Raw genomic sequence first — 23,884 nt, 5'->3', positions numbered from 1 at the left:
TTTGTTCATGCGCCACAGACGCACCGTGTGCTGCTGGGCCGTGCCCATGTCGTTGCCCATGATGACGAAGCGGCTGCCTTCGCCCGCCATGTTCAGATGCGGATTGGCTGTGCTGCCGCGCAGCTGGTTCTCCACCACGAACAGCTCGCGTGGCTGGTAGTACTGGCTCGGCGCCAGCGTGTGGTGTTCAACGACGTATTGCAGCGCACTGGCCAGATTGATCTGAGCCACCACGGACTCTCCCGTCGGTACTTCAAAGGTGTTGCGGTACAGCAGAAGACGGGACATCGTCACGAACTGCTCAAAACGCTGCAGGATGTTCAGGTCCATGAACGTGATGTCGCGAGGAAACGCGGAAGAAGAGGGGCCGATAGCGCCCACCAGGATGTTCCCGACCCGCGGCTTCGCACCAGTCCCGAACGCTCCCACCTGCACATTCTGGCTGCCATGTCCGATCTCGATGGACCCGAACGTCTCGCCTCGGCGAAGCAACACCCGGCGACCATTGAACGTCGCCGAGCTGGGCATGGTCGTCACGCGCGAGGCCCCAGCCGGACAATCCGAGAAGTTGCCCGCGGCCGACACGCAGATCGTTCCTGTCCCAGCGTAGAGCGCGTTGGGATCGAGCACCTCCACGCTGACCGAGCGCTCCGAGTAGCCCCCTGCCAAATCCGTTGCGCGAACACGTACCTGGTAGGTGCCAGGCTGGTCGAACACATGAGCGGCCAGTGGACCACCGGTCTGAACGTTCTTTGGCAAGCCGGAGATCGGCCAGATCTGCCCTCGCTCGTCACCGAAGTTGAACGAATAACGCACTTGGTGGAACGGGTGCTGACCAGCCAGACTGGAGGTGGTGCCCGCGGCATCAAACTGCACCGCCAGCGGCGCCGGACCACTCAAGCGCGTAGCTTCCAAGCGTGCCGAAACCGACTGAGAAGTTTGGCCGAGATCCGGCGCGGGCGCTTGCGAACCGCTGTCGAGCACGTAGTAAGCGATCCCCTCAAAACGATAGACAGCACTGAGGTTGGCCTGAATGCTGGCCCGCTCACTCTCACTGGTGGTGTAGAAGTGAAAGCCCTTGCTCGGCACATAGAAACGATACAGCGGCACCAGACCCTCACCAGCCACCTGGCTGGCATAGTAAGCCACACCTTCGTACCGGTATTGCGACGACGCAGCTTGCAGGCTGGCACGCTCTGCCTCACTAATGGTGTAGAAATGAACACCGCTTCGGACACCAATGAACCGGTGCACCGGCGAGAGACCGGACGACATGGACCCAGCCACCCAGAAAGCAGCCCCTTCCAGACGGAAGGCCGATGAGAAGTTGGCCAGCAGACTGTCGGCCTCGGAAGTGCTTGTGGTGTAGAAGTGAGCGCCCGTACTCTGGTTGGAAAACCGGTAGGCCGGAATCCCGACAGCTGCTGCCTTTCGGGCAATCACACCTGACGCGTAGGACTGCTTGCTTGCGATACCCCCAGTGGGCAGCGCCTCAAGTGGCATTGACGGATCAACCCGGAGGGCTTCAGTTTCTGCCTTCGCAAGGGCATCTGCCGTCAACCCGGCATCCGGGACGGTGGTGGAAGATGACGAGGACCCCGCATCGCTTAGGTATGGGCTGGCCGGTGTGGAGCTGGGCTGTGTGTTGCTGGCGGCGGTGCCGGGACGCTCGCTACCACCGCATGCCGCCAGCAACACGGCCAAGGAGCAGGCAAGGCTGGCCTTCACCAATCCGTTGAAAAGTGTGTTCATGTATTGATTCCTGGAGGGTATGACCAAACCGGACAGCGACCATGCAAGGCATGGCGGTTGCGCCTCGGGCTAGACATCACAAAAGTGGTGGCACCGGACGCGGGGTCAGACCCACAGAGGCTCTGCATCACGGAGAGCAGAGACAGACGCTGGCAACGCGAACAAAAACCGCGGAAAGAATGGCATGGTGGTCATGAAGATGCCCAAGAGACTGATTTCGAGATTCGTCGGTTTAGTGCCCGTCGCTCAATCTTTATGGCAATCCGAATGAGGCGCGCGGTTCTAGGCCAGTGTCACTCAGGCCCCAACCCCCCGGAGATCGTAGAGGACAGGCGGCGTCAAGCAGCGATCCAACGGGGTATCAATGCGTAAGCGACCGTGTAGGGTCGATCACAATATCTCGACAAGTTAATGGATGTAACATCATGTAGTTGATCAATGATGTCCTCCGGGCGAATCGGTACGAACCGACCGGCGGTGCAGCCAACGCCACCTCACCCCGCCAAAAAGCGGCTCTGGAACGCCCAGGCGCTTGAGCACATATCCTCCAGCGACCTCGTGGCCCGCCAATTCAGTTCCTGTTCTGCAGAACGGGTATCGGCATATGAGCAGGCCACATCCCCTTGTCGCCGGCCAGTGATTTCGAAAGGAATGGAGCGGCCGGATTGCGCCTCGAAAGAACGAATCATTTCCAGGACACTGTATCCTCGACCCGTTCCCAGATTAAATGCGCGCCAGCCGCTGCGCGACGACAGGTAATTCAGAGCGGCCACATGACCTTCGGCCAGATCCATGACGTGGATATAGTCCCGGACCCCCGTTCCGTCAGGTGTCGGATAGTCGCCACCAAAAACCTTCAACCGCTCCAACTCTCCCGATGCCACCTGGACCACATAAGGCATCAGGTTGTTTGGAATCCCTCTCGGGCGGTCGCCAATCAATCCGCTCGAGTGGGCGCCTACAGGATTGAAATATCTAAGACATACGACCCCGAGGGATGGGCGAGATGCGCTGACATCCCGCAGCATGTCCTCGATGTGCAACTTGCTGCGCCCGTACGCATTGACGACATGCTGGGGATGCGCTTCGTCTACCGGAAGATACTGCGGATCACCGTAGATGGTGGCGCTGCTACTGAACACCAGATGGGAAATTGATTCAGCCTCCATTGCCTGAAGCAAACCCAATGCCCCGCAGATATTGTTCTGATAGTATTTCAGCGGCACCTGAACCGATTCACCAACAGATTTAAATCCTGCAAGATGAATGACCGAGTCAACTTTGTTTTCTCGAATGATGTCTCGCACCAGCCCCACATCACCCACATCTCCGCAATAGAACGCTGGAGATGCCCCGGCAATTTCAGAAACCCTGTCCACCACACTCCGATGGCTATTGGTCAGATTATCGAGAATGGCCACACGATGGCCTGCGGACATCAACACCACAGCCACATGACTGCCAATGTACCCACACCCACCGGTTAATAACACATTCATGACGATTCACATCCATCCAATACACACAACAAAACAAGCCATGCAAGCGGCCAACCCGTAAACGAGATCTCCAGTCAACCTACCCCACCACCATGGGCATCATGTCAGGCGACGGGTTGCGGAGAAATGCGTCCAGCGTCTCAATAGGAAGGGCGGGCGCAAACAGGTGCCCCTGAAACTGATCGCACCCGAGGTAGGCGAGAAAATCCCGCGCCTCCTGCGTTTCCACCCCTTCGGCCACCACCTGCAGGCTCAGACTTTGTGCCAGCGCAATGATGGCGCGGGAGATCGCGGCGTCGTTGGGATCGGTGAGCACATCGGCCACAAAGCCCTTGTCGATTTTCAGCTGATCCAGCGGCAACCGCTTCAGACACGACAGCGAGGAGTAGCCCACCCCGAAGTCATCCAGCGACAGGGTGACCCCCAGTTCTTTGAGCATGCCCATCTTCTGGATGGTGATTTCCATGCGGTCGGCGAGCAGGCTTTCGGTCAGTTCCAGCTTCAGCCGGTGCGGGCGAATGCCTGTGCGCTGGATAGCGGCCATGACCATGTCCACAAAGTTTGGATGCCGAAACTGGTAGACGCTCACGTTCACGGCAATGCTGAGATGGGCGGTTTGCTCACGTGAGGCCCATGCGGCAAGTTGCTCACAGGCGGTTTCCAGCACCCACATACCCAGCGGCAGAATGAGCCCGGTGTCTTCGGCAACCGGAATGAAATCGGCGGGCTTGACCAGTCCTTTTTCGGGATGTTGCCAGCGCACCAGCGCCTCCACCCCCGTGATGGCACCCTGCCGATCAACCTGCGGCTGGTAGTGCACCACAAACTGCTTTTCACGCAGGCCCACGCGCAGCGCGGCTCCTACCGCTGCGTTGGCGCTTACCGAGGCCTGCATGTCCGGGTCGAAATAACACAAGGTGTTGCGTCCCAACCCCTTGGCCTGGTACATGGCGAGGTCGGCCTGCTTCAGCAGTTCGCTCACGTCGCTCTGGTCGCCATTGAACGACGTAGCCCCGATGCTGGGCGTCGCAAAGTGCTGGTGCCCGGCGATCTGGAATGGCTCCCGCAACACATTCAGCACTTTTTCCGCCAGGGTGCGCAGCTTGCTGGCGGCGGCGGCGGCGTCCGTGCTCAGGTCATCGACCATCACCACAAACTCATCGCCCCCCAGACGCGCCACGGTATCGGTCTTGCGCACGCTCTTGGTCAGGCGCTGGGCCACCTGCTGCAGCAACTGGTCCCCGACATGGTGACCCAGCGTGTCATTGAGGATCTTGAAGTTGTCGAGGTCGATGAACATGAGCGCACCGAACTGACCGGAGCGTGCGCTCTGCGACAGCGCCTTCTGCAGCCGGTCCAGCAGCAGCTGGCGATTGGGCAGGTCCGTCAGAGGGTCGTAAAACGCAAGGTGCCGGATCATGTCTTCGGCGTTCTTGCGCTGTGTGATGTCCCGCCCCACCGCCACCCAGTGCGTCACCTCCTCGGCGCTGGCCTGGACCGACACGACCTCCAGTTCAATCCAGAATGAAGCCCCATTCTTGCGGCGAATCATCAGCTCGGTGCGTGCCTGGCGGGTTTCCCTCAGTCCGCGCGCTTTTTCCAGCAGTTTGAACATCGCAGGATCGAGTTCCAGCAGGATGCGCGGGGTCTGTCCCAGGACCTCGTCTCGGCTGTAGCCCGTTTGTTTCTCGAAAGCGTCGTTGACAAACACGATCCGCGGCTCGCCTTCGGGGCCGGAGCCTGCCTCGGCGATCGCGACAATGTCGTTCAAGCGGGCCACACTGGTCTCCAGCAGCATCAGCTGCTCCTGCGAACGCCTGCGCTCTGTGACGTCACGGAAGTAGACGGCCAGTCCTTCGGCAAACGGATACGCGCGCACCTCTAGCCATTTGCCCAGTGTTGGGAAAAAATCCTCCAGTTCGACGCGCCGGTTGGTCTTCAACGCTACGCCGAGCTGTGTTCGCAGCCGCTGCGCCAATCCGTCGCTGAAATCGTGCCAGACCTCCCTGCCCAGCAATTCGGCCGTGGTTTTCTGGAGAAGCCGCTCACTTTCCTGATTCAGATAGGTGAAGCAGCACTGGCGATCAAGTGTCACAAAGGCCTCGGTGATGCTCGCCAGCGTGGTGGTCAGCCGCATGGCCAGACGCAGTGTTTCCTGCTGCGCCTGCTTCTGAGCGGAGATGTCCTGCACAGCCCCCTGGATGCGAACGATGCGCCCTTGTGCGTCACGCACGGCATTGCCAACCGTGCGAACCCATTTCGGACTCGCACCAGGCACCTGCACCTGGATTTCTTCGTCGAATGCTTCACCCAACTGGGCGCAGCGCTCCAGCCGTTGGCGAATACCGGTGCGCCATTCGGGCGTGTAGCGCAGCACCATTGCGGCCAGGTCTTCGACCGTCTCCCCAGGCCCCAACCCCAGAATGCTGCCGTACTCGTCAGAGTGTTGAATGTGCCCGGTATTGATGTCCACCGACCAGCTGCCCACGCCCGCTGTGTGCTCGGTCAGGTTCAACCGGCTCTCGCTTTCGTGCAGCGCTTTGCCTAGCCGCTCTTCCCTGCCCTGGGTCAGGTGTGCCGACTGCTGCTGCTGATAGACCAGTTCCTGCAGCTGCCCCACGTGAATTGCCAGGGCCTGCAAGGCCGGAAGCATGGCTTTCACCTGTTCGGCGTTTCGCGGCTCGCCGTCCAGCAACGCCAGCCAAGTGTCGCTGTACGCCTCACTGGCCGGGAGCGGAAGCACCAGGCAGAAGCGGGTTCGCAGCGAAGCGACCAGTGGATGGTGTGCCCAGGCCGCAACCGCCGTCAGGTCGTGGCACGTCCCAGCCAGTTCGGGGTCGGCCATCACTTTGGCGCACAGTTCTGCGGCCATGGCCTGACCGTTTGAGGGCAACCCGCTGGCAGCCACCAAGAGCGGACCATCAGGATGAGACCTCACCAGCAGCGCTGTTGACACCTGGCCGATGTGGGTCGTCAGCTGGGTGATCTGGGTCCATTCCACACTGGACGCCACCGGGCTTGGGTGTGCTGTCAAGGGTGCTGCTTCATCGTGTGGGTCTGCACGGTGTCCTTGTTGCATGGGGCGCCAGCTTTCATCGGTTGGTGGATCAAGCATACCGCCTCGCACACGGTCGCCTCGGATCTGCAATCGGCCTGAAAGGCGGGCCAGCTGTGGACTAGTTGGCAAGCCCCCTGTTTTGGGGAAGGAAAGACGTAACAGGACGGTTGCAACTTGTAGCTTCCGTATTAACATTGACCCACGTCAGAAACCCCCACCGAATGATTCAGCATTGGGAACGGGCCCGACGACAGAAAGGGTAAAAGTGAGCGCACTGGCAGAACTCCGGCAACACCGTGATGTGAACAGCCTGAGGTCCGCATTGCATGAGCTGTGCGGCCAGTTTGGCCGCATCACGCGACTGGACATCCTTACAGCCATGCATGAAGGCACCAAGCAAGCCATTTGCTTCATGCGAATGGAGCGCCCTGAGCAGGAACAGACGCTCATGAAGACGCTGGGGGTCGGCCGCTTCGGTGGCGAGGTGGTGTTTGTACTGGACCTCAATGTCCCCGTGACAGCGGAAGAAGACGGCCCGTCGTCTCAGTGGGCAGAGTCGAATTTCTTCTAGACACAGCCGCCATTCTCCTCTTACTCGCATACTGCTCCGCACCCGCAGTCTTAGCGCTTAGGTTCTCTTTTCAGGAAAAAAAGCCGCCCCAAGGGTGCAGGCCACCCTTTCTCGGCAGTATTGGCTCCAGTTCCAGACCCTCAACGGGCTCGCGAAGCCTCCTTTGTGCTCGCTCGCAACCCTGCCCTTCCAGCAAGGGTTTTTACCTGTGCCCACCCCCGAGAACATGCAAGATACTGCATGTTAAGGCAATATCTTGCACCGAATGCGAACTTTGCTGGATCCACACGATTCATTCCTAGATATTTCATGCCTAAAGTACGGGTAACTCTGGATCGTCATCAGAAAAGCCCGCACCTACAGTGAGTTTGTTCGACATCACAGGAGACATTTCATGACCACCCGCCGCCTTGTTCTCACCCGTTCCGCCGCCGTGATCGGCGCCGCCTCGTCCGGTCTGCTGCTGCCCTCCATCGTGCGCGCCCAGTCCGACAAGGTTCGGGTGGGCTTCATGCTGCCCTACACCGGCACTTTCGCGCAGTTGGGTGTGGCGATCGAGAATGGTTTCCGCATGGCCATCAACGAGCAAGGTGGCAAGCTGGGTGGCCGCGAGATCGAGTTCTTCAAAGTAGACGACGAGTCCAACCCAGCCAAGGGCATCGAAAACGCACAGCGCCTGGTGCAGCGCGACAAGGTCGACGTGCTGGTCGGCACGGTGCACTCCGGTGTGCAGATGGGTATCCACAAGGTGGCTCGTGAATCGGGCGTGCTCAACCTGATCCCCAACGCCGGCGTGCACATCGCCACCCGCGCCCAGTGTGCTCCCAACGTGTTCCGCACCTCGTTCAGCAACTCCCAGCCCACGCTGGCGCTGGGCAAGGCCATGGTCGACCGCGGCCACAAGAAAGCGGTCTGGATCACCTGGAACTACGCCGCTGGCGATGAGGCCTTCGAGGGCTTTGAGCAGAGCTACACCGCCGCAGGCGGAACGATTGTGAAGAAGCTGGGACTGCCCTTCCCCAACGTCGAATTCCAGGCTCTGCTGACCGAAATCGCCTCGCTCAAGCCCGACGCGGTCGCCTGCTTCTTCGCGGGCGGTGGCGCGGCCAAGTTCCTCAAGGACTACGCCGCCGCCGGGCTGAACAAGAGCATCCAGCTCTATGGTTCGGGTTTCCTGACCGAAGGCGTGCTGGACGCCGCTGGTGACGCAGCCAACGGCGTACTGACAACCATGCACTACAGCGACTCGCTGGACACCCCGGCCAACAAGAAATTCCGCCTGGAGTACGCCAAGACCTTCAAGCTGCAGCCCGACGTGTACGCCGTGCAGGGCTACGACACCGGCCTGCTGATGGTCAAGGGCGCCAACGCGGTCAAGGGTGACCTGGCCAACAAGAAAGCGCTGTACGCCGCCATGGAAGGCGCAACCATCGACAGCCCGCGCGGCAAGTGGACGATGAGCAAGTCCCACAACCCGGTGCAGGACATGTACCTGCGCAAGGTCGAGAACAAGGAAAACAAGGTGATCGGCATCGCGCAGAAGGCTGTGGCCGATTCCGGCGCCGGCTGCAAACTGAGCTGACCCCCCTCTCGCGAAGAGAACGCCTCGGGCCAGCGCCTTTTTCAGGTGCTGGCCCAGGATTTGCACGCCCACAGACCCATGGATTTCGCCAATTTCCTGATCCAGTTGCTCAACAGCCTGCAGTACGGGCTGCTGCTGTTCATGCTGGCCGCCGGCCTGACGCTGATCTTCGGCATCATGGGCGTGGTCAACCTCGCGCACGGCAGCTTCTACATGCTGGGTGCCTACCTCGCGTGGGCGTTGACGACCCAGTTCCAGAGCCTGACCCTGGCCATCATCGTGGGCAGCCTGCTTGCCGTGGCCTTCGGCTGGCTGCTCGAATGGCTGCTGTTCCGGCACTTCTACCACCGCGACCACCTGGACCAGGTGCTGCTGACCTTCGGCCTGATCTACATCTTCGAAGAGTTGCGCTCCATCCTCTGGGGCGACGATGTGCACTCGGTCGCCGTGCCCGAGGCGGTGAGCCAGTCGATCCAGCTGACCGAGAACCTGTCCTACCCGGTCTACAGGCTGGTGGTGTCGGCCGTCTGCGTGGTGCTGGCCCTGGGCCTGTACGGCCTGATCAGCAAGACGCGCCTGGGCATGAAGATCCGCGCCGGCGCCTTCAACCGCGAAATGGCCGAAGCCCTGGGCATCAACATCCGGCTGATCCACGGCGTGGTGTTCGCGCTCGGCGTGGCACTGGCCGCCATCGCCGGCATGGTGGCGGCCCCGATCTCCAGCGTCTACCCCGGCATGGGCAGCTCGGTGCTGATCATGTGCTTCGTGGTGGTGGTCATCGGCGGCATCGGCTCGGTGCGCGGCGCCATGGTCGCAGCCCTGCTGGTCGGCCTGGTCGACACCTTCGGCAAGGTGCTGCTGCCGCAGATCGCCGGCATGGCTGTCTACATGCTCATGGCCGCCGTGCTGCTCTACAAACCTGAAGGGCTGTTCAAACAATGAGTGCCGCCAAGGCCCAACTCGAGAAACTGCCGCGCTCCGTGCAGGTGGTGCTGATCGTCGGCGCGCTCGCGCTCGCGGCCTTCCCGCTGGTGCCGATGGAAAGCACCGATTTCTACCTGCAGATGCTCACGCAGATGATGATCCTGGCCATCTTCGCGATGAGCCTGGACCTGCTGCAGGGCGTGACCGGTCTGGTCTCGCTGGGCCACGCGGCCTACTTCGGACTGGCTGGCTACGCGCTGGCCTTCATCACGCCACAGGACGCGCCCATCGCGCTGTGGTGGAGCCTGCCGCTGGCCGCCGCTGGCGCCGGCCTGGCCGCGCTGGTGATCGGCTTCTTCGTGGTCCGCACCCACGGCATCTACTTCATCATGGTGACCATGGCCTTCGCGCAGATGGTCTTCTACCTGTTCTTCGACAACAAGGCGCTGGGCGGGTCCGACGGCATCTACGTCAACTTCCGGCCCGACGCCACGGCCGTCGGCCTCGACCTGGACAACAAGACTCACTTCTACTACTTCACTCTGGTGGTGCTGATCGCGGTCTACCTGTTCTTGCGCCGCGTGCTGTTCTCTCCGTTTGGCCGCGTGCTCGCCGGCATCCGCGTCAACGAACACCGCCTGCGCGCAGTGGGCTATGGCAGCTTCGGCTACAAGCTCGCAGCCTTCACGCTGGCCGGCACCCTCGCAGGCGTGGCGGGCTACCTCTGGGCCGCGCAGACCGGCTTCGTGAACCCCGAGCTCATGGGGTTTCACATGAGCGCACACGCGATCATGATGGTCATCCTCGGCGGCATGGGCAACTTCGCGGGCGCCATCGTCGGCGCCTTCACCTTCGAGTACGTGCTGCACCTGGCCAAGGATCTGACCAAACACTGGCAGCTGCTCATGGGCGGCTTCATCGTGCTGGTGGTCATCGTCGCGCCGCGCGGCCTGCTGGGCCTGGCCGACAAGTTCCTGAGCCGCAACAAGGAGGCCGGCCAATGAGTGACGTCGCCCTGCTCGCGGCCGACAAGCTGACCAAACGCTTCGGCGGTCTGGCCGCCGTCAACGAGGTCTCGGTCAAGCTCTACCGCGACCACCTGCACGCGGTCATCGGCCCCAACGGCGCCGGCAAGTCCACGCTGACCAACCTGCTCTCGGGCGACCTGCAGCCCACCTCCGGCAAGATCCTGTTCGGTGGTGAAGAGACCGCTGGAAACACGCCCGAGTCGATCTCGCGCCTGGGCCTGGGCCGCAGCTACCAGAAGACCAATATCTTCCTTCCCTTCACCGTGTGGGACAACGTGCGCCTGGCCGCGCAGTCGCGCGAGCGGCACGCGCCCTGGAACCCGCTGCACTGGCTGCAGTCCGCCACCAAGATGACGGCGGTGAACCAGCGCTGCGAGCGCGCCATCGAGCTTGCCGGTCTGACGCACCGCGCGCAGACCGTCGCCGCCACCATCAGCCACGGCGAGCAGCGGCAGCTGGAAATCGCGATGACCCTGGCCACCGAGCCCACCGTGCTGCTGCTGGACGAACCGCTGGCAGGCATGGGCCAGGCGGAGGCCGAGCGCATGGTCGAGCTGCTGCTCAAGCTCAAGAAGGACCACGCCATGATGCTGGTCGAACACGACATGGACGCCGTCTTCGCGCTGGCCGACCAGCTCACCGTGATGGTCAACGGCCAGGTGATCGCCAGCGGCACGCCGGCCCAGGTCCGCGCCGACCCGCAGGTGCAGGCCGCCTACCTGGGGGATGAACACTGATGACCACCCCGCTCATCCAGGCCACCGGCCTGAACACCCACTACGGCCAGAGCCACATCCTGCGCGGCATCGATTTCACCGTCGGCCAGGGCCAGACCATCGGTCTGATGGGACGCAACGGCATGGGCAAGACCACCCTGCTCAAGTCCATCATGGGCATCGTCAAGCCCAGCGGTGGCGGCGTGCTCATCAAGGGCACGCCCATGACCGGCGCAAGCCCCTACGAGGTGGCGCGGCAGGGCATCGCCTACGTGCCAGAAGGCCGCGGCATCTTCGGCAACCTGAGCGTGAAAGAGAACCTGGTGATGGCCGCGCGCCCGGGCACCCGGGGTCAGCGCGACTGGACCTACGAGCGCGTGCTGGAGACCTTTCCGCGCCTGGCCGAGCGCCTGGGCCATGGCGGGCAGCAACTCAGCGGCGGCGAGCAGCAGATGCTGACCATTGGCCGGGCGCTGATGACCAACCCCGACGTGCTGATCCTGGACGAGGCCACCGAAGGCCTGGCGCCGCTGATCGCGCGCGAGATCTGGCGCATCTGCGGCCTGATCCGAGAAAGCGGCATCAGCAGCATCATCGTGGACAAGGCTTGGAAGCAGGTCACGCAGATCACCGACCGCAACGTCATCCTCGTCAAGGGCGAGGTGGTGTTCGAAGGCTCGTCGGACGAGCTGCTCTCCAGGCCCGAACTGCTCGAACAGTACCTGGGCGTCTGAGCCCGCTCACAGCAACGGACGCAGTTCCCGGGCCGCGTCCAGCAGCAGCGGCAGCAGGTCCTGGCGCATCACCTCGGGCACCAGGCGCTCGGGCGAAGCCACCACGTTAAGCGCCGCCACGGTCTGGCCTTTCATGTTGCGCAGCGGCACGGCCAGCGCGTGCACGCCCAGCTCGTGCTCCTCGCTGGCCACGGCGTAGTCGTCGGCCCTGACCTGCGCCACGATCGCACGAAGGGCCTTGTGATCGACCGTGGTCCTGGGCGTCAGGCGCGCCAGTTCGCGGCCCTTGAGCCAGGCGCTGAATTCGGTCTTGTTCATGGCCGCCAGCAGCACCCGCCCGGTGGACGTGGCGTGCACCGGCAGCCGCGCGCCCAGGTGCAGGCCGTAGGCCATCAGCCGCTGCCCGCCCACGGACGCGCTGCGCGCCACGATCACCACTTCCTCACCGTCCAGCACCACGGCCGAGAAGGATTCGCGCGTCTGCGCCGCCAGCCGGTTGAGCGTGGGCTGCAGCAGCCGCGGCAGCCGGGCCGACGCCAGGTAGCTGCCCGAGAAGCGCAGCACCTTGGCCGAGAGCCAGTAGTGCGTGCCGTCGGTGTCCAGATAACCCAGATAAGCCAGCGTCAGCAGGTGGCGCCGGGCGGCTGCCCGCGTCAGGCCGGCGCGCTCGGCCGCCTGGGTGGCGTTCAGGCGCTGGCGCTCGGTGTCGAAGCTCTCCAGCACCGCCATGCCTTTGGCCATGCCTTCGATGAAATCCGCCTTGGCGATTTCCATGCGGGGTCTCCTGCGAAGTGTTGCGCGATCATCGCACACGATGGCCAATCAACGCGCAAACTCGTCTGACGGCTATAGCGATTCTGGAGTGGGCGACCTACAGTGCCTGTCACCCGTTCCACCCTTCCCAGGAGACAAACCATGCGCACCCAAGTCGCGATCATCGGCGGCGGCCCGTCCGGCCTCATGCTGTCCCAGCTGCTGCACCTCAAGGGCATCGACACCATCGTGCTCGAACGCCAGAGCCGCGAATACGTGCTCTCACGCATCCGCGCCGGCGTGCTGGAGCACGGCTTTGCCAAGCTCATGCGCGAAGCCCAGTGCGGCGAACGCATGGACCGCGAAGGTGAGATCCACGACGGCTTCTACATCTCCGACAACGGCAACATGCGCCGCGTCGACCTGCACAAGCACAGCGGCGGCAGCTCGGTGGTGGTGTACGGCCAGACCGAACTGACGCGCGACCTGTACGAGGCCCGCGACAGGATGAACGGCGTGGTGATCCACAACGCCGAAGACGTGCAGCCGCACGACCTCAAGAGCGACCAACCCTACGTCACCTACCGCCAGGGCGACGAGGTGGTGCGCATCGATTGCGACTACGTGATCGGCGCCGACGGCTTCCACGGTGTGAGCCGCAAGTCCATCCCGCGCGATGTGCTCAAGGAGTACGAGAAGGTCTACCCCTTCGGCTGGCTGGGCGTGCTCTCGCGCACCAAGCCGGTGTCGCCCGAACTGATCTACGCCAAGCACGAGCGCGGTTTCGCCTTGTGTTCGCTGCGCTCGCAGGTCCTCAGCCGCTACTACATCCAGGTGCCGCTGACCGACACGGTCGAGGACTGGAGCGACGACAAGTTCTGGGAAGAGCTCAAGCGCCGTCTGCCCGTCGATGTGGCCGAGCGCCTGGTCACCGGCCCGTCGATCGAGAAGTCGATTGCGCCGCTGCGCTCCTTCGTGGCCGAGCCCATGCGCTACGGCAACCTGTTCCTGGCGGGCGACGCCGCCCACATCGTGCCGCCGACCGGTGCCCGTGGCCTGAACAGCGCCGCGTCCGACATCTACTACCTCTACCACGCGCTGGTCGCGCACTACAAGGAAGGCGACGACACGGGCCTGGACAACTACTCGGCCAAGGCCCTGGCCCGGGTCTGGAAGGCGCAGCGCTTCTCGTGGTGGATGACCACCATGCTGCACACCTTCCCGGACAGCCTGCCCTACGACCAGAAGCTGTCGCAGACCGAGCTGGAGTACCTGTTCTCGTCCGAGCGCGCACAGGGCTCGCTGGCGGAAAACTACGTCGGCCTGCCGTTCTGAGCAGCACCCGCCGTCACTGTCGCCCGGACGCTGGCCTGCGGGCCGGCTTCCGGGTTACAACCGGGTCATGACCGCCAAGACCCAGCCCTCTTCCCCCCGTCCCGCCGCCCCCCTCAAGCCCCTGCGCGGCGTGCGCGTGCTCAGCCTGGCGCTGAACCTGCCCGGCCCGGCCGCTCTCATGCGCCTCCAGGCCATGGGCGCCACCTGCCTCAAGGCCGAACCACCCGGCCCCCAGGGCGCCAGCGGTGACCCGATGGGCCAGTACAACCCGACCGCCTACACCACGATGCACGGCGGCATCAAGGTTCTCACCGTCGACCTCAAGACCGACAAGGGGCAGCAACAGCTGCACAAGGCACTGGCGCGCACCGACGTGCTGCTGACCTCGTTCCGCCCGTCGGCGCTGCTCAAGCTCGGCCTGGGCTGGAAGGCGCTGCACAAGGCCTACCCGGCGCTGTCGGTCGTGGCCATCGTCGGCGCGCCCGGCGCACGCGCCGAAGAGCCGGGTCACGACCTCACCTATCTGGCCGACGCCGGCCTGGTGACCGGCCTGGACCTGCCCGCCACGCTGTTCGCCGACATGGGGGGCGCGCTCATGGCCAGCGAGGCGACGCTGAAAGCCGTGCTGGCTCAGAAAACCAGCGGCAAAGGCGTGTTCCAGGAAGTCGCGCTCAGCGATGCTGCGGCTTGGCTGGCCCTGCCCCGCAGCTGGGGCCTGACGCAACCCAAGGGCGCCGTCGGAGGCGCGCACGCGGGCTACCGGGTCTACCCCTGCAAGGACGGCCGGGTCGCCGTGGCGGCGCTAGAGCCGCATTTCGCGGCCTCGCTCTGCGCGGCAGCCGGCGTAGCCATGGATGGCATGGCCACCCTGTTCAAGCCCGCCACACACCAGGCCATCGCCAGCTTCCTTGCCGGCCGGACGCGCAGGCAGCTGGACGCGCTGGCGGTTGCCCGCGACATCCCGCTGCACACACTCGCTCGTTGACGAAACCTGCGTCAGTTCGCCAGCGAGAACTCCACCGCAGCCAGCGCGTGCAGGGCCGTGGTGTCGAAGGTCGGGATCGGGCTGTCCTCGGGTCGGATGATCAGCGGCAGCTCGGTGCAGCCCAGCACCACCCCCTGCGCGCCGCGCGACCGCAGGTCGGTGATGCAGTCGGTGAACCACTGGCGCGAGATGTCGTGCAGCTCGCCGCGGCACAGCTCCTCGAAGATGATGCGGTGGATCTCCTGGCGCTGCACCTCGTCCGGCAGCACACAGCGGATGCCTCGCTGGGCCAGCCGCTCGACGTAGAACGTCCGCTCCATGGTGAAGCGCGTGCCCATCAGGCCCACCGTGTCCAGCCCCTGCGCGAGGATGGCGTCGGCCGTCACGTCGGCGATGTGGATCAGCGGCACCTCGGTCGCGGCCTGCACCTGCGGCGCCAGCTGGTGCATGGTGTTGGTGCCGATCAGCAGGCACTCGGCACCGGTGTCGGAAAGGCGCCGCGCCGCATCGCACAGGATGCCGGCCATGCCGTCCCAGTCGCCGGCGCGCTGGCGCTGGGCGATGTCCTGGAAATCCAGGCTCACCAGATTCATGCGCGCGCTGCTCAGGCCGCCCCGCCGGCGCGACACCTCGCGGTTGATGATCTGGTAGTACAGGGTGGTCGACTCCCAGCTCATGCCGCCGATCAGGCCAATGGTTTTCATGGGTTCTCCTTGGTTCGTGGAATAGAGAAAGTCTCCCATCTGCCTGGAAGAAATGGCTTGCCATTTCAGGTGTCAAAAGGGCAACATGGAGCATTTATTTGCTCATAAGTGCCATGAAAAGAAAACTGGATACCACGGACCGGCAGATCCTCGCCATCTTGCAACGCAACGCCGAAACCCCTCTGGCCGAGGTGGCGGCCGCCGTGCACCTCTCGTCCACCCCGTGCTGGCGGCGCATCCAGCGCCTGCGCGAACAGGGTTTCATCGCGCGCCACGTCGCCCTGGTCGACGCCGCGAAGATCAACCTGGGCGTGACGGTCTTTGTGTCGGTGCGCACCAGCCAGCACAACCAGGCCTGGTTCGAGCGCTTCCGCGACGCGGTGCGCGACATTCCCGAGGTGATGGAGCTCTACCGCATGAGCGGCGACGTGGACTATCTGATGAAGATCGTGGTGCCCGACATCGCCGCCTACGACCGGGTCTACCAGCGCCTGATCCGCTCGGTCGACCTGTCGGACGTGAGCAGCAGCTTTGCGATGGAGGAACTCAAGAACACCACCGCCCTGCCGCTGGACTACGCCGACTGAGGGCGCTCGGGCTTGTCGTCCAGCCCGCGAACCCACTCGCGCCAGATCGCCACCAGCAGCGCCATCAGCACCGGACCGACGAACAGACCCACCATGCCCATGGTCGAGACCCCGCCCACCAGGCCGAAGAAGGTCGGCAGGAACGGCAGCTTCACCGGCCCGCCCACCAGGCGCGGGCGCAGCGTCTTGTCGACGATGAACAGCTCGACCGAGCCCCAGGCGAACAGTGCCAGCCCGGCCACCGCATCGCCCGAGCCGACGAGATAGAGCGACACCAGTGTGAACGAGAGCGGCGCGCCGCCCGGGATCATGGCCATGAACCCGGTGATCACCCCCAGCAGCACCGGCGACGGCACGCCTGCAATCCAGTACGCCACACCCAGCACCACCCCTTCGCCAATGGCGATCAGACCCATGCCGGTGACGGTGGCGCTCACCGTAGCCGGCACCACGCGCGAGAAGCGCTGCCAGCGCTCGGGCAGCAGGTGCTCGCCCACCCTGTCGAGCTGGCCGGCAATGTGTGCGCCATCCTTGTAGACAAAGAACAGCGTGATCAGCATGAACAGCACCAGCAGCAGCAGGCCCGCCAGGTTGCCGGCCGCCGCCAGCACGGTGCGCGAGATGTTGCCCACATGCTGTCCCGACAGCATCTGGATCCAGGCGCCCAGCGCATGTGGCTCGCCCAGGTGTTCGCGCCACAACGCCGCCAGCTGGGCGCCCACCAGCGGCAGCGCCTCGATCCAGGCCGGCACGGCGGCGCCGTGGCGGTTGGCCTCGATGGCCCAGCGCACGAACTCGCTCGCTTCGCGAATCGCAAAGTGAATCGCCACCGACAGCGGCACCACGAGCACCACCAGCACCACCAGGATCGCCAGGCTGGCGGCCAGCGTGGTCCGGCCGGAGCAGCGGACGACCAGCCGGCGGTAGAGCGGCCAGGTGGCGAACCCGATGATCAGGGCGGCCAGACCGGGAACCAGGAAGCCGTGGAAGAAATAGATGCCGGCGGCGAGGATCAGCAGCAGCAGGCCGCGGGTGATGAGGGAGGCACTGAAAACGGGGGGCATCTGGCCATTCTGGCACGGGGGCACGACCTCACAGGCGCCGTCAGGCACCCGTTCGGCTGCCGGAGCCTGCACGCCGCAGGATCGGACACAGACGCCTTCAGGCCAGCCCAACGCCGCACCGGACATGCACCGGCGTATGCTGTTCCGACCCGTACGACGCCCTATGCCCCTTCAGCGCTGCGCCATGCCCGAAGCCCCGACCCCGTGCTCCTCCACGGCGCCTGCCTGGCGCCTGGTGGTGCTGTCCTCGTTGCCCGGCATACGGAGCGCCGAGGGTCACTGGCTGCTGCCGGCAAAGTTCGTCAACGGCATGAAGCAGTACGTGGAACGCTGGAACGGCACCGTGGTAGTGGGGTTGCAGGCGGGGCACGAGCCCAGCGGGGATCTGGACAACCGCCAATGGAACCCCAGCGAACTGCCGTTTGAAGTCCGCATCGTGGACTTCCGCGAACTGGCAGGCAACGGCGGTCCGTTGCTGCGACGGTCCATCCTGCTGGTCACGCCCAACCACCTGCTGTATGGCCTGGGCCAGCGCTGCCGGGAACAGGGTGGCCTTCTGGTCGCGAACACCGAATTGACGCTGACCACCCAGTTGCAGATTGCACGGTCGGTTCACGGCTGGGGGCTCTCGCTCCTCAAGACCAGGCTCTGGCTGCTTCTCAACCACCGCCGTGCACTGGCGGAAATCCGGTCGGCCCAGGGCCTGCAGTGCAACGGAACGCCCACATTCGAGGCGTTCGGCAGGCACAACCCTACCCCCCTTCTCTACTTCGACAACCGGGTGGCGTCGGAGCTTTGTGCGACCCCGAAAGAGATCGAGGCTCGTTGCGAAGCCCTGTCCCGGCGACGGCGCCTGCGATTGATGTACTCGGGGCGCCTGCATCCCATCAAAGGGGTGGACCACCTGGTGCCTCTGGCCCGCAGGCTCCGGGACCGGAACATCGACTTCGAGCTCCGCATCGCGGGAGACGGGCCGCTGCGGGCCACGCTGGAGGCGCAAATCGCCCAACACAGTCTGCATGAACAAGTCCGGCTGCTGGGGACGCTGGACTTTCACGACCAGCTGATGCCCATGTTGCGGCAAGAAATTGATCTTTTCGTATGCCCCCACCTGCAAGGTGACCCCTCCTGCACCTACCTGGAAACGCTGTGCGCCGGGGTGCCCATCGTCGGATATGCCAACGAAGCCTGGCGCGGCCTTCAACGGCTGAGCACCGCCGGGCGGGTCTGCGCCCTGGGGCGTCCCGGGGCGCTGGCCGATGAAATCGAGGGGCTGTCCACCAACCTGGACGCACTGAAGGCGCTGGCCATGAGCGCGCGCGAGTTTGCCATCCAGCACGTCTTCGAGGTCGAGTTCGAACGGCGCATCGTTCACCTCCAGCGGCTCTGCGAGGCTGCGGAGCTCCGGACATGACCAGCCTGTCCCATGCAACGGAGGTGCGGTCCTGGCTGGAACAGCTCGGGGTCGAGAGGGTGATCGTGATTTCGCCTCATCTGGACGACGCGGTGTTCTCGGTCGCCGGGATCTTGGGCGCATGTCGCGATCGGGCCGAAGTGATCACGGTGTTCACCGAAGGATCGGCGGGACAGAACGACGCCTGGGCCCGGATGACGGGCTTTCCAGACAGCGCCGCCGAACACCTTGCCCGGCGCCAGGAAGATGCGCTGGCCATGACCCAGCTCGGATGCGGGTTCCAGCACCTTGGATGTCGTCCAGGAGGCGCTGACGACCACGCGGTCGCCCAGGCGGTGGACGCAATGACCCAGAGCCGGCCCGATGGCCTCACTCGCACGCTGGTGCTGCTTCCCGCAGGCGCCGGTGGACCGACGCCCTCAACCCCATTTTCGCGACTGGCGTGGCGGTTGCTCCGCCGTCCATGGGGGTGCATGCCGCATGGGGAGCACGAGTTGACCCGCGATCTCTTCTGGCAGGCCTTGTCGGGGAGCCAGGCCCGGCTGGGCTTCTATGCAGAGCTGCCATATGCCTGGTCACACAGCAACAGGGCGCTGCAGGAGCGTCTGTACCGGTTGCTGGGCTGCCACACCGAGCTGGTGAAATACCACCACGACACCTCGGAAAAGACCCATCTGGTCGAGCTCTACGCGTCGCAGCTGAACCCCATCTTCGGCCCCAATCCGGCCTATCGGCGGCGGGTGCTCGAACGAGCGGAATGTCTTCTCATGGCCTGAAGAGGCCTGAGGCAATCACTCGTCGCTGCCGAACAGCCGGGCGAAGAAGCCGCGTTTCTTTTTCAGGTGCAGTTCGCGGATCAACTCCTCCTTGATCTGCGCCTTCATGTCGGTGTCGCCATGCCCGACATTCTTCAAGTACACCTTCACAGAGTCCGTGTAGCTGCGGTCATCGTTGCGAATGTGGTTGAACAGCCAGCGCGAGAGCATGGCATGCAGGTCAGAAGCCACGTCCTCACCCGCCTCGAAGCGCATGCGGTACTCGCCCACCTTGCGGGTGAACAGCTCATGGATCTTCTTGTGCGGGCCGGCGAACATGTAGCCCGCATCGGTCATCAGCGATTCTTCGAACGCGAAATGCGACAGGGTGTAGTCGACCATCTCGTCGATGACGGCGCCCACAGCCTCCCGATCATGGTGATCGCGGGCGTCGTACAGCTGGTTGATGTAGTCGACGATGCGCCTGTGCTGCCCGTCGATTTCACGGATGCCGGTTTCGAGGTCCGGCGTCCAGTTCAGATGTGCCATGTCAGATGTCCTCAGGCAGGTGACAGGAAGTCACCCGAGAAGTGACAAATTGTGTACAGATTCCCTCTGCGCTGTGAGGGAAAACGGCCACTTACTGACCTATCTCAATTTTTCGCCCGACAACTGAGTACGCAGCACTAGAACATCCGCTGGGTTTTGAAACTTTTGGCCTGCAAAGCACCGGCAAGCCCTGCGCGCCCACCATGTGCAGAGCACCTACTGCCGCGAACACACTGACGGCCGGCATGCAGCCAGATGATCGCATCGGCCAGACCCGGTTGCGACCATCCACTAGGGAAGATCTGCATAACACGCGCCGCAGCGTGAGTTGATGCACTCGATTTCGGATGGCGACGATTTCAGGCTTGCATGGTCGGTTTGAAGGCCGATTTCGCCCCGATTCACGGCTCTCTGGCCGCATTTGGACGCACTCATCCCCGCATCTCCTGCAGCAAGGTGCGCCGCATCATCCACAGGTTGGACAGCGCAAACAACGTGTGCAGGTGCGCCGTGTTCTTGGCCAGTCCCCGATAGCGCACCTTCACATGCCCGAACTGGCGCTTGATCACCCGGAACGGGTGTTCGACCTTGGCCCGTATGCGCGCTTTGACCTGCTCGAGCTTGTCCAGGATCGCGCCCATCGGCGTGCTCTTGTCCAGCACCTTGCGCTTGCCCGGTCGCATCGCCACGTGCCAGTTGACCTCGATGTCCTGCGTTTCATCGCGCTTGCCCACGCCCTGGTAGCCCGCGTCGGCAAAGACATCGGTTTCCTCTCCGTGCACCAGTGCGTGCGCCTGCGTCACGTCGTTGACGTTGGCCGCTGTGCCCACCACCGTGTGCACCAAGCCCGAATCCGCATCGACCCCAATGTGCGCCTTCATCCCGAAGTGCCACTGGTTGCCCTTCTTGGTCTGGTGCATCTCGGGGTCTCGTTCACCGCTGCTGTTCTTGGTCGAACTCGGTGCGGCGATCAGCGTGGCATCGACCACCGTGCCGCTCTTGAGCAGCAGCCCCTTGGCCGCCAGCGTGGCGTTGACGGTGGCCAGGATCTGCAAGCTCAGGTTATGGGCTTCGAGCAGGTGGCGAAAGCGCAGGATCGTGCTCTCATCGGGCAGGTTGTCTTCGCCCGCATCCAGGCCCGCGAACTCGCGAAACATGGGGGTGTCGTACAGCGCTTCTTCCATCGCCGGGTCAGAGAGGTTGAACCACTGCTGGACGAAGTGAATGCGCAGCATGGTCTCGACGGCAAACGGTGGGCGTCCGCCCTTGGCGCCGGGAGCGGGTGCGTGAGGTGCGATGAGGGACACCAACTCGGCCCAAGGCACCACGAGGTTCATCTCGTCCAGGAATTCGCGCTTGCGAGTCCTCTTGGTCTTGCGCACGAATCCGCTCTCGCTCAGGCTCATTTGCTTCATGCCGTCAATGTCTCACATCGCGCCAGCACGGCCGAGGTTGTGCAGACCTTCCCTAGCCTTCCATACGTATCCCGCTCACCAACCGTGTTCAGGCAGCCGCACCATTCGGGATAGTTCTCCAGGTCCTTCAGGTCGTTGCGGGCCCAGGCCTTGGTCGTTCGTTCGGGCAGCGCCCAGCCTTCGGCAGCATCTCGCACATACAGATCGTCGGGTGAGCGGGTAAAACGGCAGTCGCTCGGATCACCAAGGTGTGTAACCCGTGCACATTGTCGACAAGCCTGCGATCACCGATGAGGTGTCTGGCATCGCCTGGTGCGCTCCTTTTTTTGATACGACCGAGTCGATCACGGCACATCCGTGCTAGCAACAAGCTTGCGACAGAAGGCTCTCGTTACAGGCTAAACGACAACGGGGCCTCATACAAATGAGACCCAGGAACAACAAGCAGGTAACTCGTTGGAAGTGCACGTAACTCTGTGAAACGGTGCACCAGTTGCGCATTCAGTTTCCGGAAACTCGGACGACAAAAAACGAGAGAGACGGGAACTCCCGGGCTCTCCGAGCACAGATCCAGCCATGGGTCCCGAGGGACAAGATCGCAACGTGCACTACCGCCACAAGCCCTCTTGTGACCGTTTTGTCGTCGCGAACTTATGAAGTGATCACCGGATTTCTCGGAGATCACCAGGCAACGTCAACCGAGGCGACTGGGCAATCAGCTCACTGTAGGTCAGGAGATAACTTCCGCCACAGAACAGCTGATCGCTGGGAGTCAAAACTGTTTAAGGAATGTTATGTCACCGCGCTCTTTTTCGCTACTGCCAGTATTGCCATTGTCTCCGGCAAAGTCAACCCTTCATGTTCTGATGGGTAGCGCCATGCTGCTCGCATTCGGTGAGGCACCTGCCCAGACTTCGAACACCCCTCCCCAGGGTTATGTGCTGTGCGCCTCCGAATGGAACCAATGCCGGTTCAGCGGCACCGCCAACGTGGTGTACGGAGCCCGCACCACCTGGACTTCCCCGCGCAGTTTCACCGGCGGCGTGGCTTGTTCCAACACCACTTTTGGGGATCCTTTGCCAGGAGTGGCCAAAGCCTGCTATCTGCAAACAGCCACTGCTCCTGCTCCTGCTCCTGCTCCTGCTCCTGCTCCTGCTCCTGCTCCTGCTCCTGCTCCTGCTCCTGCTCCCTCGAGTGTGCCGGCAGGCTATACCTTGTGCGCGGCTGAATGGAATCAGTGTCGGTTCACCGGCTCCGCCAGTGTGGTGTACGGTGCCCGCACCGCCTGGACCGCTCCCCGCACGTTCACCGGCGGAGTGGCTTGCAACAACACCACTTTTGGAGATCCTTTGTCGGGCGTGGCCAAAGCCTGCTACATGATGACGGCCACTGCACCGGCACCGGCACCGGCTCCCGCACCCGCACCCGCACCCGCACCGGCACCCGCACCGGCACCCGCACCGGCTCCCGCACCGGCTCCAGCACCGGCTCCAGCACCCGCACCCGCACCCGAAGGACAGCCTTCGACGTCGGTCGTTGCCCGACTGGAGGCCACCCGGCTGACAGGCCCTGCACCGCTGGCTGTTCAATTCGATGCGACAGGCACAACCTACAGCGCAGCTGGCCAACACCCGTTCCACCATGTGCGCTACGCATTCAATTTCGGGGACGACCGGGGTCAAACCTGGTCGATCTCTGGTCTTCCGAAAAATGTGCAGACCGGTGGTCCGCTGGCCGCTCACGTATTCGACCAACCCGGCACCTACCAGGTGCGTGTCCGCGCCACCGACCCCTCCGGCGGCTACTCGGACAGGACGGTATCGATCGAGGTTCAAGACCCCAATGCCGTGTTTGCCGGCACCCAGACCATCTGCGTGTCCGCGGTGGCCAACTTCGCTGGTTGTCCCGCAGGCGCTTCCCAGATGACCGCCATGCCGGGCTCTGCGAGCTTCAACAACCGCCGCGTGCTGCTTCGCCGTGGAGAGACGTTCTCTTCGATCAGCATTCCTCACGGAAGCCAGAATGTTCAGATTGGCGCCTTTGGATCCGGGGCGAAACCGAGAATCAGCAGCATCGAAGTGGGCTCGCTGGCTCCCAACTCGTCGTCGTTCCCGCGCGACATCTCGATCATGGACCTCAACTTCCTGCATCGCTTCGAGCAGTACGCCACGATGTCTCGCCTGCTTCTCTATCGCAACACGTTTGACGCTCCTACCGGGGAGTTGGCCGTCGGGCAAATCAACCTCGCAAGTGCGCTGCAATATGTCGTTGAACACCACACGCTGGCGCCCAGTCAGTACATCCAGCCCCGCGAGTTGTTTGTGGTGGAGAACCAGTTGAGGGGCAGCACGACCAACCCGCACATCAACATGGTCGCGATCGGCAGCCAGTTCGTCATCATGGGCAACGACATGGGAACCGCGCAGCAACACACGCTCCGCCTCTACAACATGAACAAA

General features: G+C 63.4%; 20 protein-coding genes. 12 read left to right on the top strand and 8 right to left on the bottom strand.

The window, feature by feature from the left end; genetic code table 11:
• From HPS01S_RS21030 to HPS01S_RS21020, 3 genes are all read right to left on the bottom strand, one after another.
• The coding region (locus tag HPS01S_RS21030; RefSeq protein ID WP_157576524.1) for a PKD domain-containing protein at window positions 1–1,752 on the bottom strand (1,752 nt) is incomplete at its 3' end.
• A 494-nt stretch (window positions 1,753–2,246) separates the two neighbouring features.
• Window positions 2,247–3,251, bottom strand: a complete 1,005-nt coding sequence (galE, locus tag HPS01S_RS21685) for a UDP-glucose 4-epimerase GalE (RefSeq protein ID WP_084397634.1) — start codon at window positions 3,249–3,251, stop codon at window positions 2,247–2,249.
• Between the two features lie 79 nt (window positions 3,252–3,330).
• On the bottom strand, window positions 3,331–6,123 hold the full coding sequence (locus tag HPS01S_RS21020; RefSeq protein ID WP_079365113.1) for a sensor domain-containing protein: 2,793 nt from the start codon (window positions 6,121–6,123) through the stop codon (window positions 3,331–3,333).
• A 451-nt stretch (window positions 6,124–6,574) separates the two neighbouring features.
• Here HPS01S_RS21020 and HPS01S_RS21015 point away from each other — a divergent pair, with 451 nt between their 5' ends.
• The 6 genes from HPS01S_RS21015 to HPS01S_RS20990 all read left to right on the top strand — a co-directional run bounded on the left by HPS01S_RS21015 (window position 6,575) and on the right by HPS01S_RS20990 (window position 11,864).
• Entirely contained in the window at window positions 6,575–6,880 is a 306-nt protein-coding gene (locus HPS01S_RS21015) for an RNA-binding protein (RefSeq protein WP_066161007.1), read from the top strand.
• 394 nt (window positions 6,881–7,274) lie between these two features.
• On the top strand, window positions 7,275–8,462 hold the full coding sequence (locus HPS01S_RS21010) for an ABC transporter substrate-binding protein (protein WP_066161004.1): 1,188 nt from the start codon (window positions 7,275–7,277) through the stop codon (window positions 8,460–8,462).
• A gap of 78 nt (window positions 8,463–8,540) precedes the next feature.
• Window positions 8,541–9,404 carry a branched-chain amino acid ABC transporter permease gene (locus HPS01S_RS21005; RefSeq protein ID WP_066161001.1) on the top strand — a complete coding sequence of 288 codons (864 nt, stop codon included), beginning with the start codon at window positions 8,541–8,543 and terminating at the stop codon, window positions 9,402–9,404.
• Entirely contained in the window at window positions 9,401–10,390 is a 990-nt protein-coding gene (locus HPS01S_RS21000) for a branched-chain amino acid ABC transporter permease (RefSeq protein ID WP_066160998.1), read from the top strand. Before HPS01S_RS21005 ends, HPS01S_RS21000 begins: the two co-directional genes overlap by 4 nt.
• Window positions 10,387–11,151, top strand: a complete 765-nt coding sequence (locus HPS01S_RS20995; RefSeq protein WP_066160995.1) for an ABC transporter ATP-binding protein — start codon at window positions 10,387–10,389, stop codon at window positions 11,149–11,151. The genes HPS01S_RS21000 and HPS01S_RS20995 overlap by 4 nt, the downstream gene beginning before the upstream one ends.
• On the top strand, window positions 11,151–11,864 hold the full coding sequence (locus tag HPS01S_RS20990) for an ABC transporter ATP-binding protein (protein WP_066160992.1): 714 nt from the start codon (window positions 11,151–11,153) through the stop codon (window positions 11,862–11,864). Before HPS01S_RS20995 ends, HPS01S_RS20990 begins: the two co-directional genes overlap by 1 nt.
• A 6-nt stretch (window positions 11,865–11,870) precedes the next feature.
• Here the strand turns inward: HPS01S_RS20990 and HPS01S_RS20985 are convergent, their stop codons facing one another.
• Window positions 11,871–12,638: an IclR family transcriptional regulator domain-containing protein gene (locus HPS01S_RS20985; protein WP_066160990.1), complete on the bottom strand. Its 768-nt coding sequence runs from the start codon at window positions 12,636–12,638 to the stop codon at window positions 11,871–11,873.
• Window positions 12,639–12,779: 141 nt separating this feature from the next.
• Here HPS01S_RS20985 and pobA point away from each other — a divergent pair, with 141 nt between their 5' ends.
• Together pobA and HPS01S_RS20975 are read left to right on the top strand one after the other, a co-directional pair.
• Window positions 12,780–13,952: a 4-hydroxybenzoate 3-monooxygenase gene (pobA, locus tag HPS01S_RS20980; RefSeq protein ID WP_066160988.1), complete on the top strand. Its 1,173-nt coding sequence runs from the start codon at window positions 12,780–12,782 to the stop codon at window positions 13,950–13,952.
• A 67-nt stretch (window positions 13,953–14,019) separates the two neighbouring features.
• The gene (locus HPS01S_RS20975) at window positions 14,020–14,937 is read left to right on the top strand and encodes a CoA transferase (RefSeq protein WP_066160985.1); all 918 of its coding nucleotides are present in this window, start codon (window positions 14,020–14,022) and stop codon (window positions 14,935–14,937) included.
• Between the two features lie 11 nt (window positions 14,938–14,948).
• On the opposite strand, the gene HPS01S_RS20970 is transcribed toward HPS01S_RS20975, so the two are convergent.
• Entirely contained in the window at window positions 14,949–15,641 is a 693-nt protein-coding gene (locus HPS01S_RS20970; protein WP_066160982.1) for an aspartate/glutamate racemase family protein, read from the bottom strand.
• A gap of 125 nt (window positions 15,642–15,766) precedes the next feature.
• Here HPS01S_RS20970 and HPS01S_RS20965 point away from each other — a divergent pair, with 125 nt between their 5' ends.
• A complete protein-coding gene (locus HPS01S_RS20965; protein ID WP_066161014.1) occupies window positions 15,767–16,228 on the top strand; it encodes an Lrp/AsnC family transcriptional regulator in 462 nt (153 codons plus the stop codon).
• On the opposite strand, the gene HPS01S_RS20960 is transcribed toward HPS01S_RS20965, so the two are convergent.
• Window positions 16,216–17,292: an AI-2E family transporter gene (locus tag HPS01S_RS20960; protein WP_066160979.1), complete on the bottom strand. Its 1,077-nt coding sequence runs from the start codon at window positions 17,290–17,292 to the stop codon at window positions 16,216–16,218. The two genes, HPS01S_RS20965 and HPS01S_RS20960, sit on opposite strands and share 13 nt — an antisense overlap.
• 184 nt (window positions 17,293–17,476) lie before the next feature.
• Here HPS01S_RS20960 and HPS01S_RS20955 point away from each other — a divergent pair, with 184 nt between their 5' ends.
• A complete protein-coding gene (locus tag HPS01S_RS20955; protein ID WP_169803963.1) occupies window positions 17,477–18,706 on the top strand; it encodes a glycosyltransferase family 4 protein in 1,230 nt (409 codons plus the stop codon).
• Window positions 18,703–19,482, top strand: coding sequence for a PIG-L family deacetylase (locus tag HPS01S_RS20950; protein WP_066160974.1), 780 nt, complete (start codon window positions 18,703–18,705; stop codon window positions 19,480–19,482). The genes HPS01S_RS20955 and HPS01S_RS20950 overlap by 4 nt, the downstream gene beginning before the upstream one ends.
• Window positions 19,483–19,497: 15 nt before the next feature.
• On the opposite strand, the gene HPS01S_RS20945 is transcribed toward HPS01S_RS20950, so the two are convergent.
• Together HPS01S_RS20945 and HPS01S_RS20940 are read right to left on the bottom strand one after the other, a co-directional pair.
• Entirely contained in the window at window positions 19,498–20,010 is a 513-nt protein-coding gene (locus tag HPS01S_RS20945) for a bacteriohemerythrin (RefSeq protein WP_066160971.1), read from the bottom strand.
• Between the two features lie 431 nt (window positions 20,011–20,441).
• Window positions 20,442–21,425, bottom strand: coding sequence for an IS5 family transposase (locus HPS01S_RS20940; RefSeq protein WP_066160968.1), 984 nt, complete (start codon window positions 21,423–21,425; stop codon window positions 20,442–20,444).
• A gap of 878 nt (window positions 21,426–22,303) precedes the next feature.
• Between HPS01S_RS20940 and HPS01S_RS21905 the strand changes: the two genes are divergently transcribed.
• The coding region (locus tag HPS01S_RS21905; RefSeq protein ID WP_157576518.1) for a PKD domain-containing protein at window positions 22,304–23,884 on the top strand (1,581 nt) is incomplete at its 3' end.

This window comes from Hydrogenophaga pseudoflava NBRC 102511 (assembly GCF_001592285.1).
Classification (GTDB): Bacteria; Pseudomonadota; Gammaproteobacteria; order Burkholderiales; family Burkholderiaceae_C; genus Hydrogenophaga; species Hydrogenophaga pseudoflava.
The sequence above is the reverse complement of the archived record's forward strand: the minus strand, read 5'-3'. Positions and strand labels throughout refer to the sequence as shown.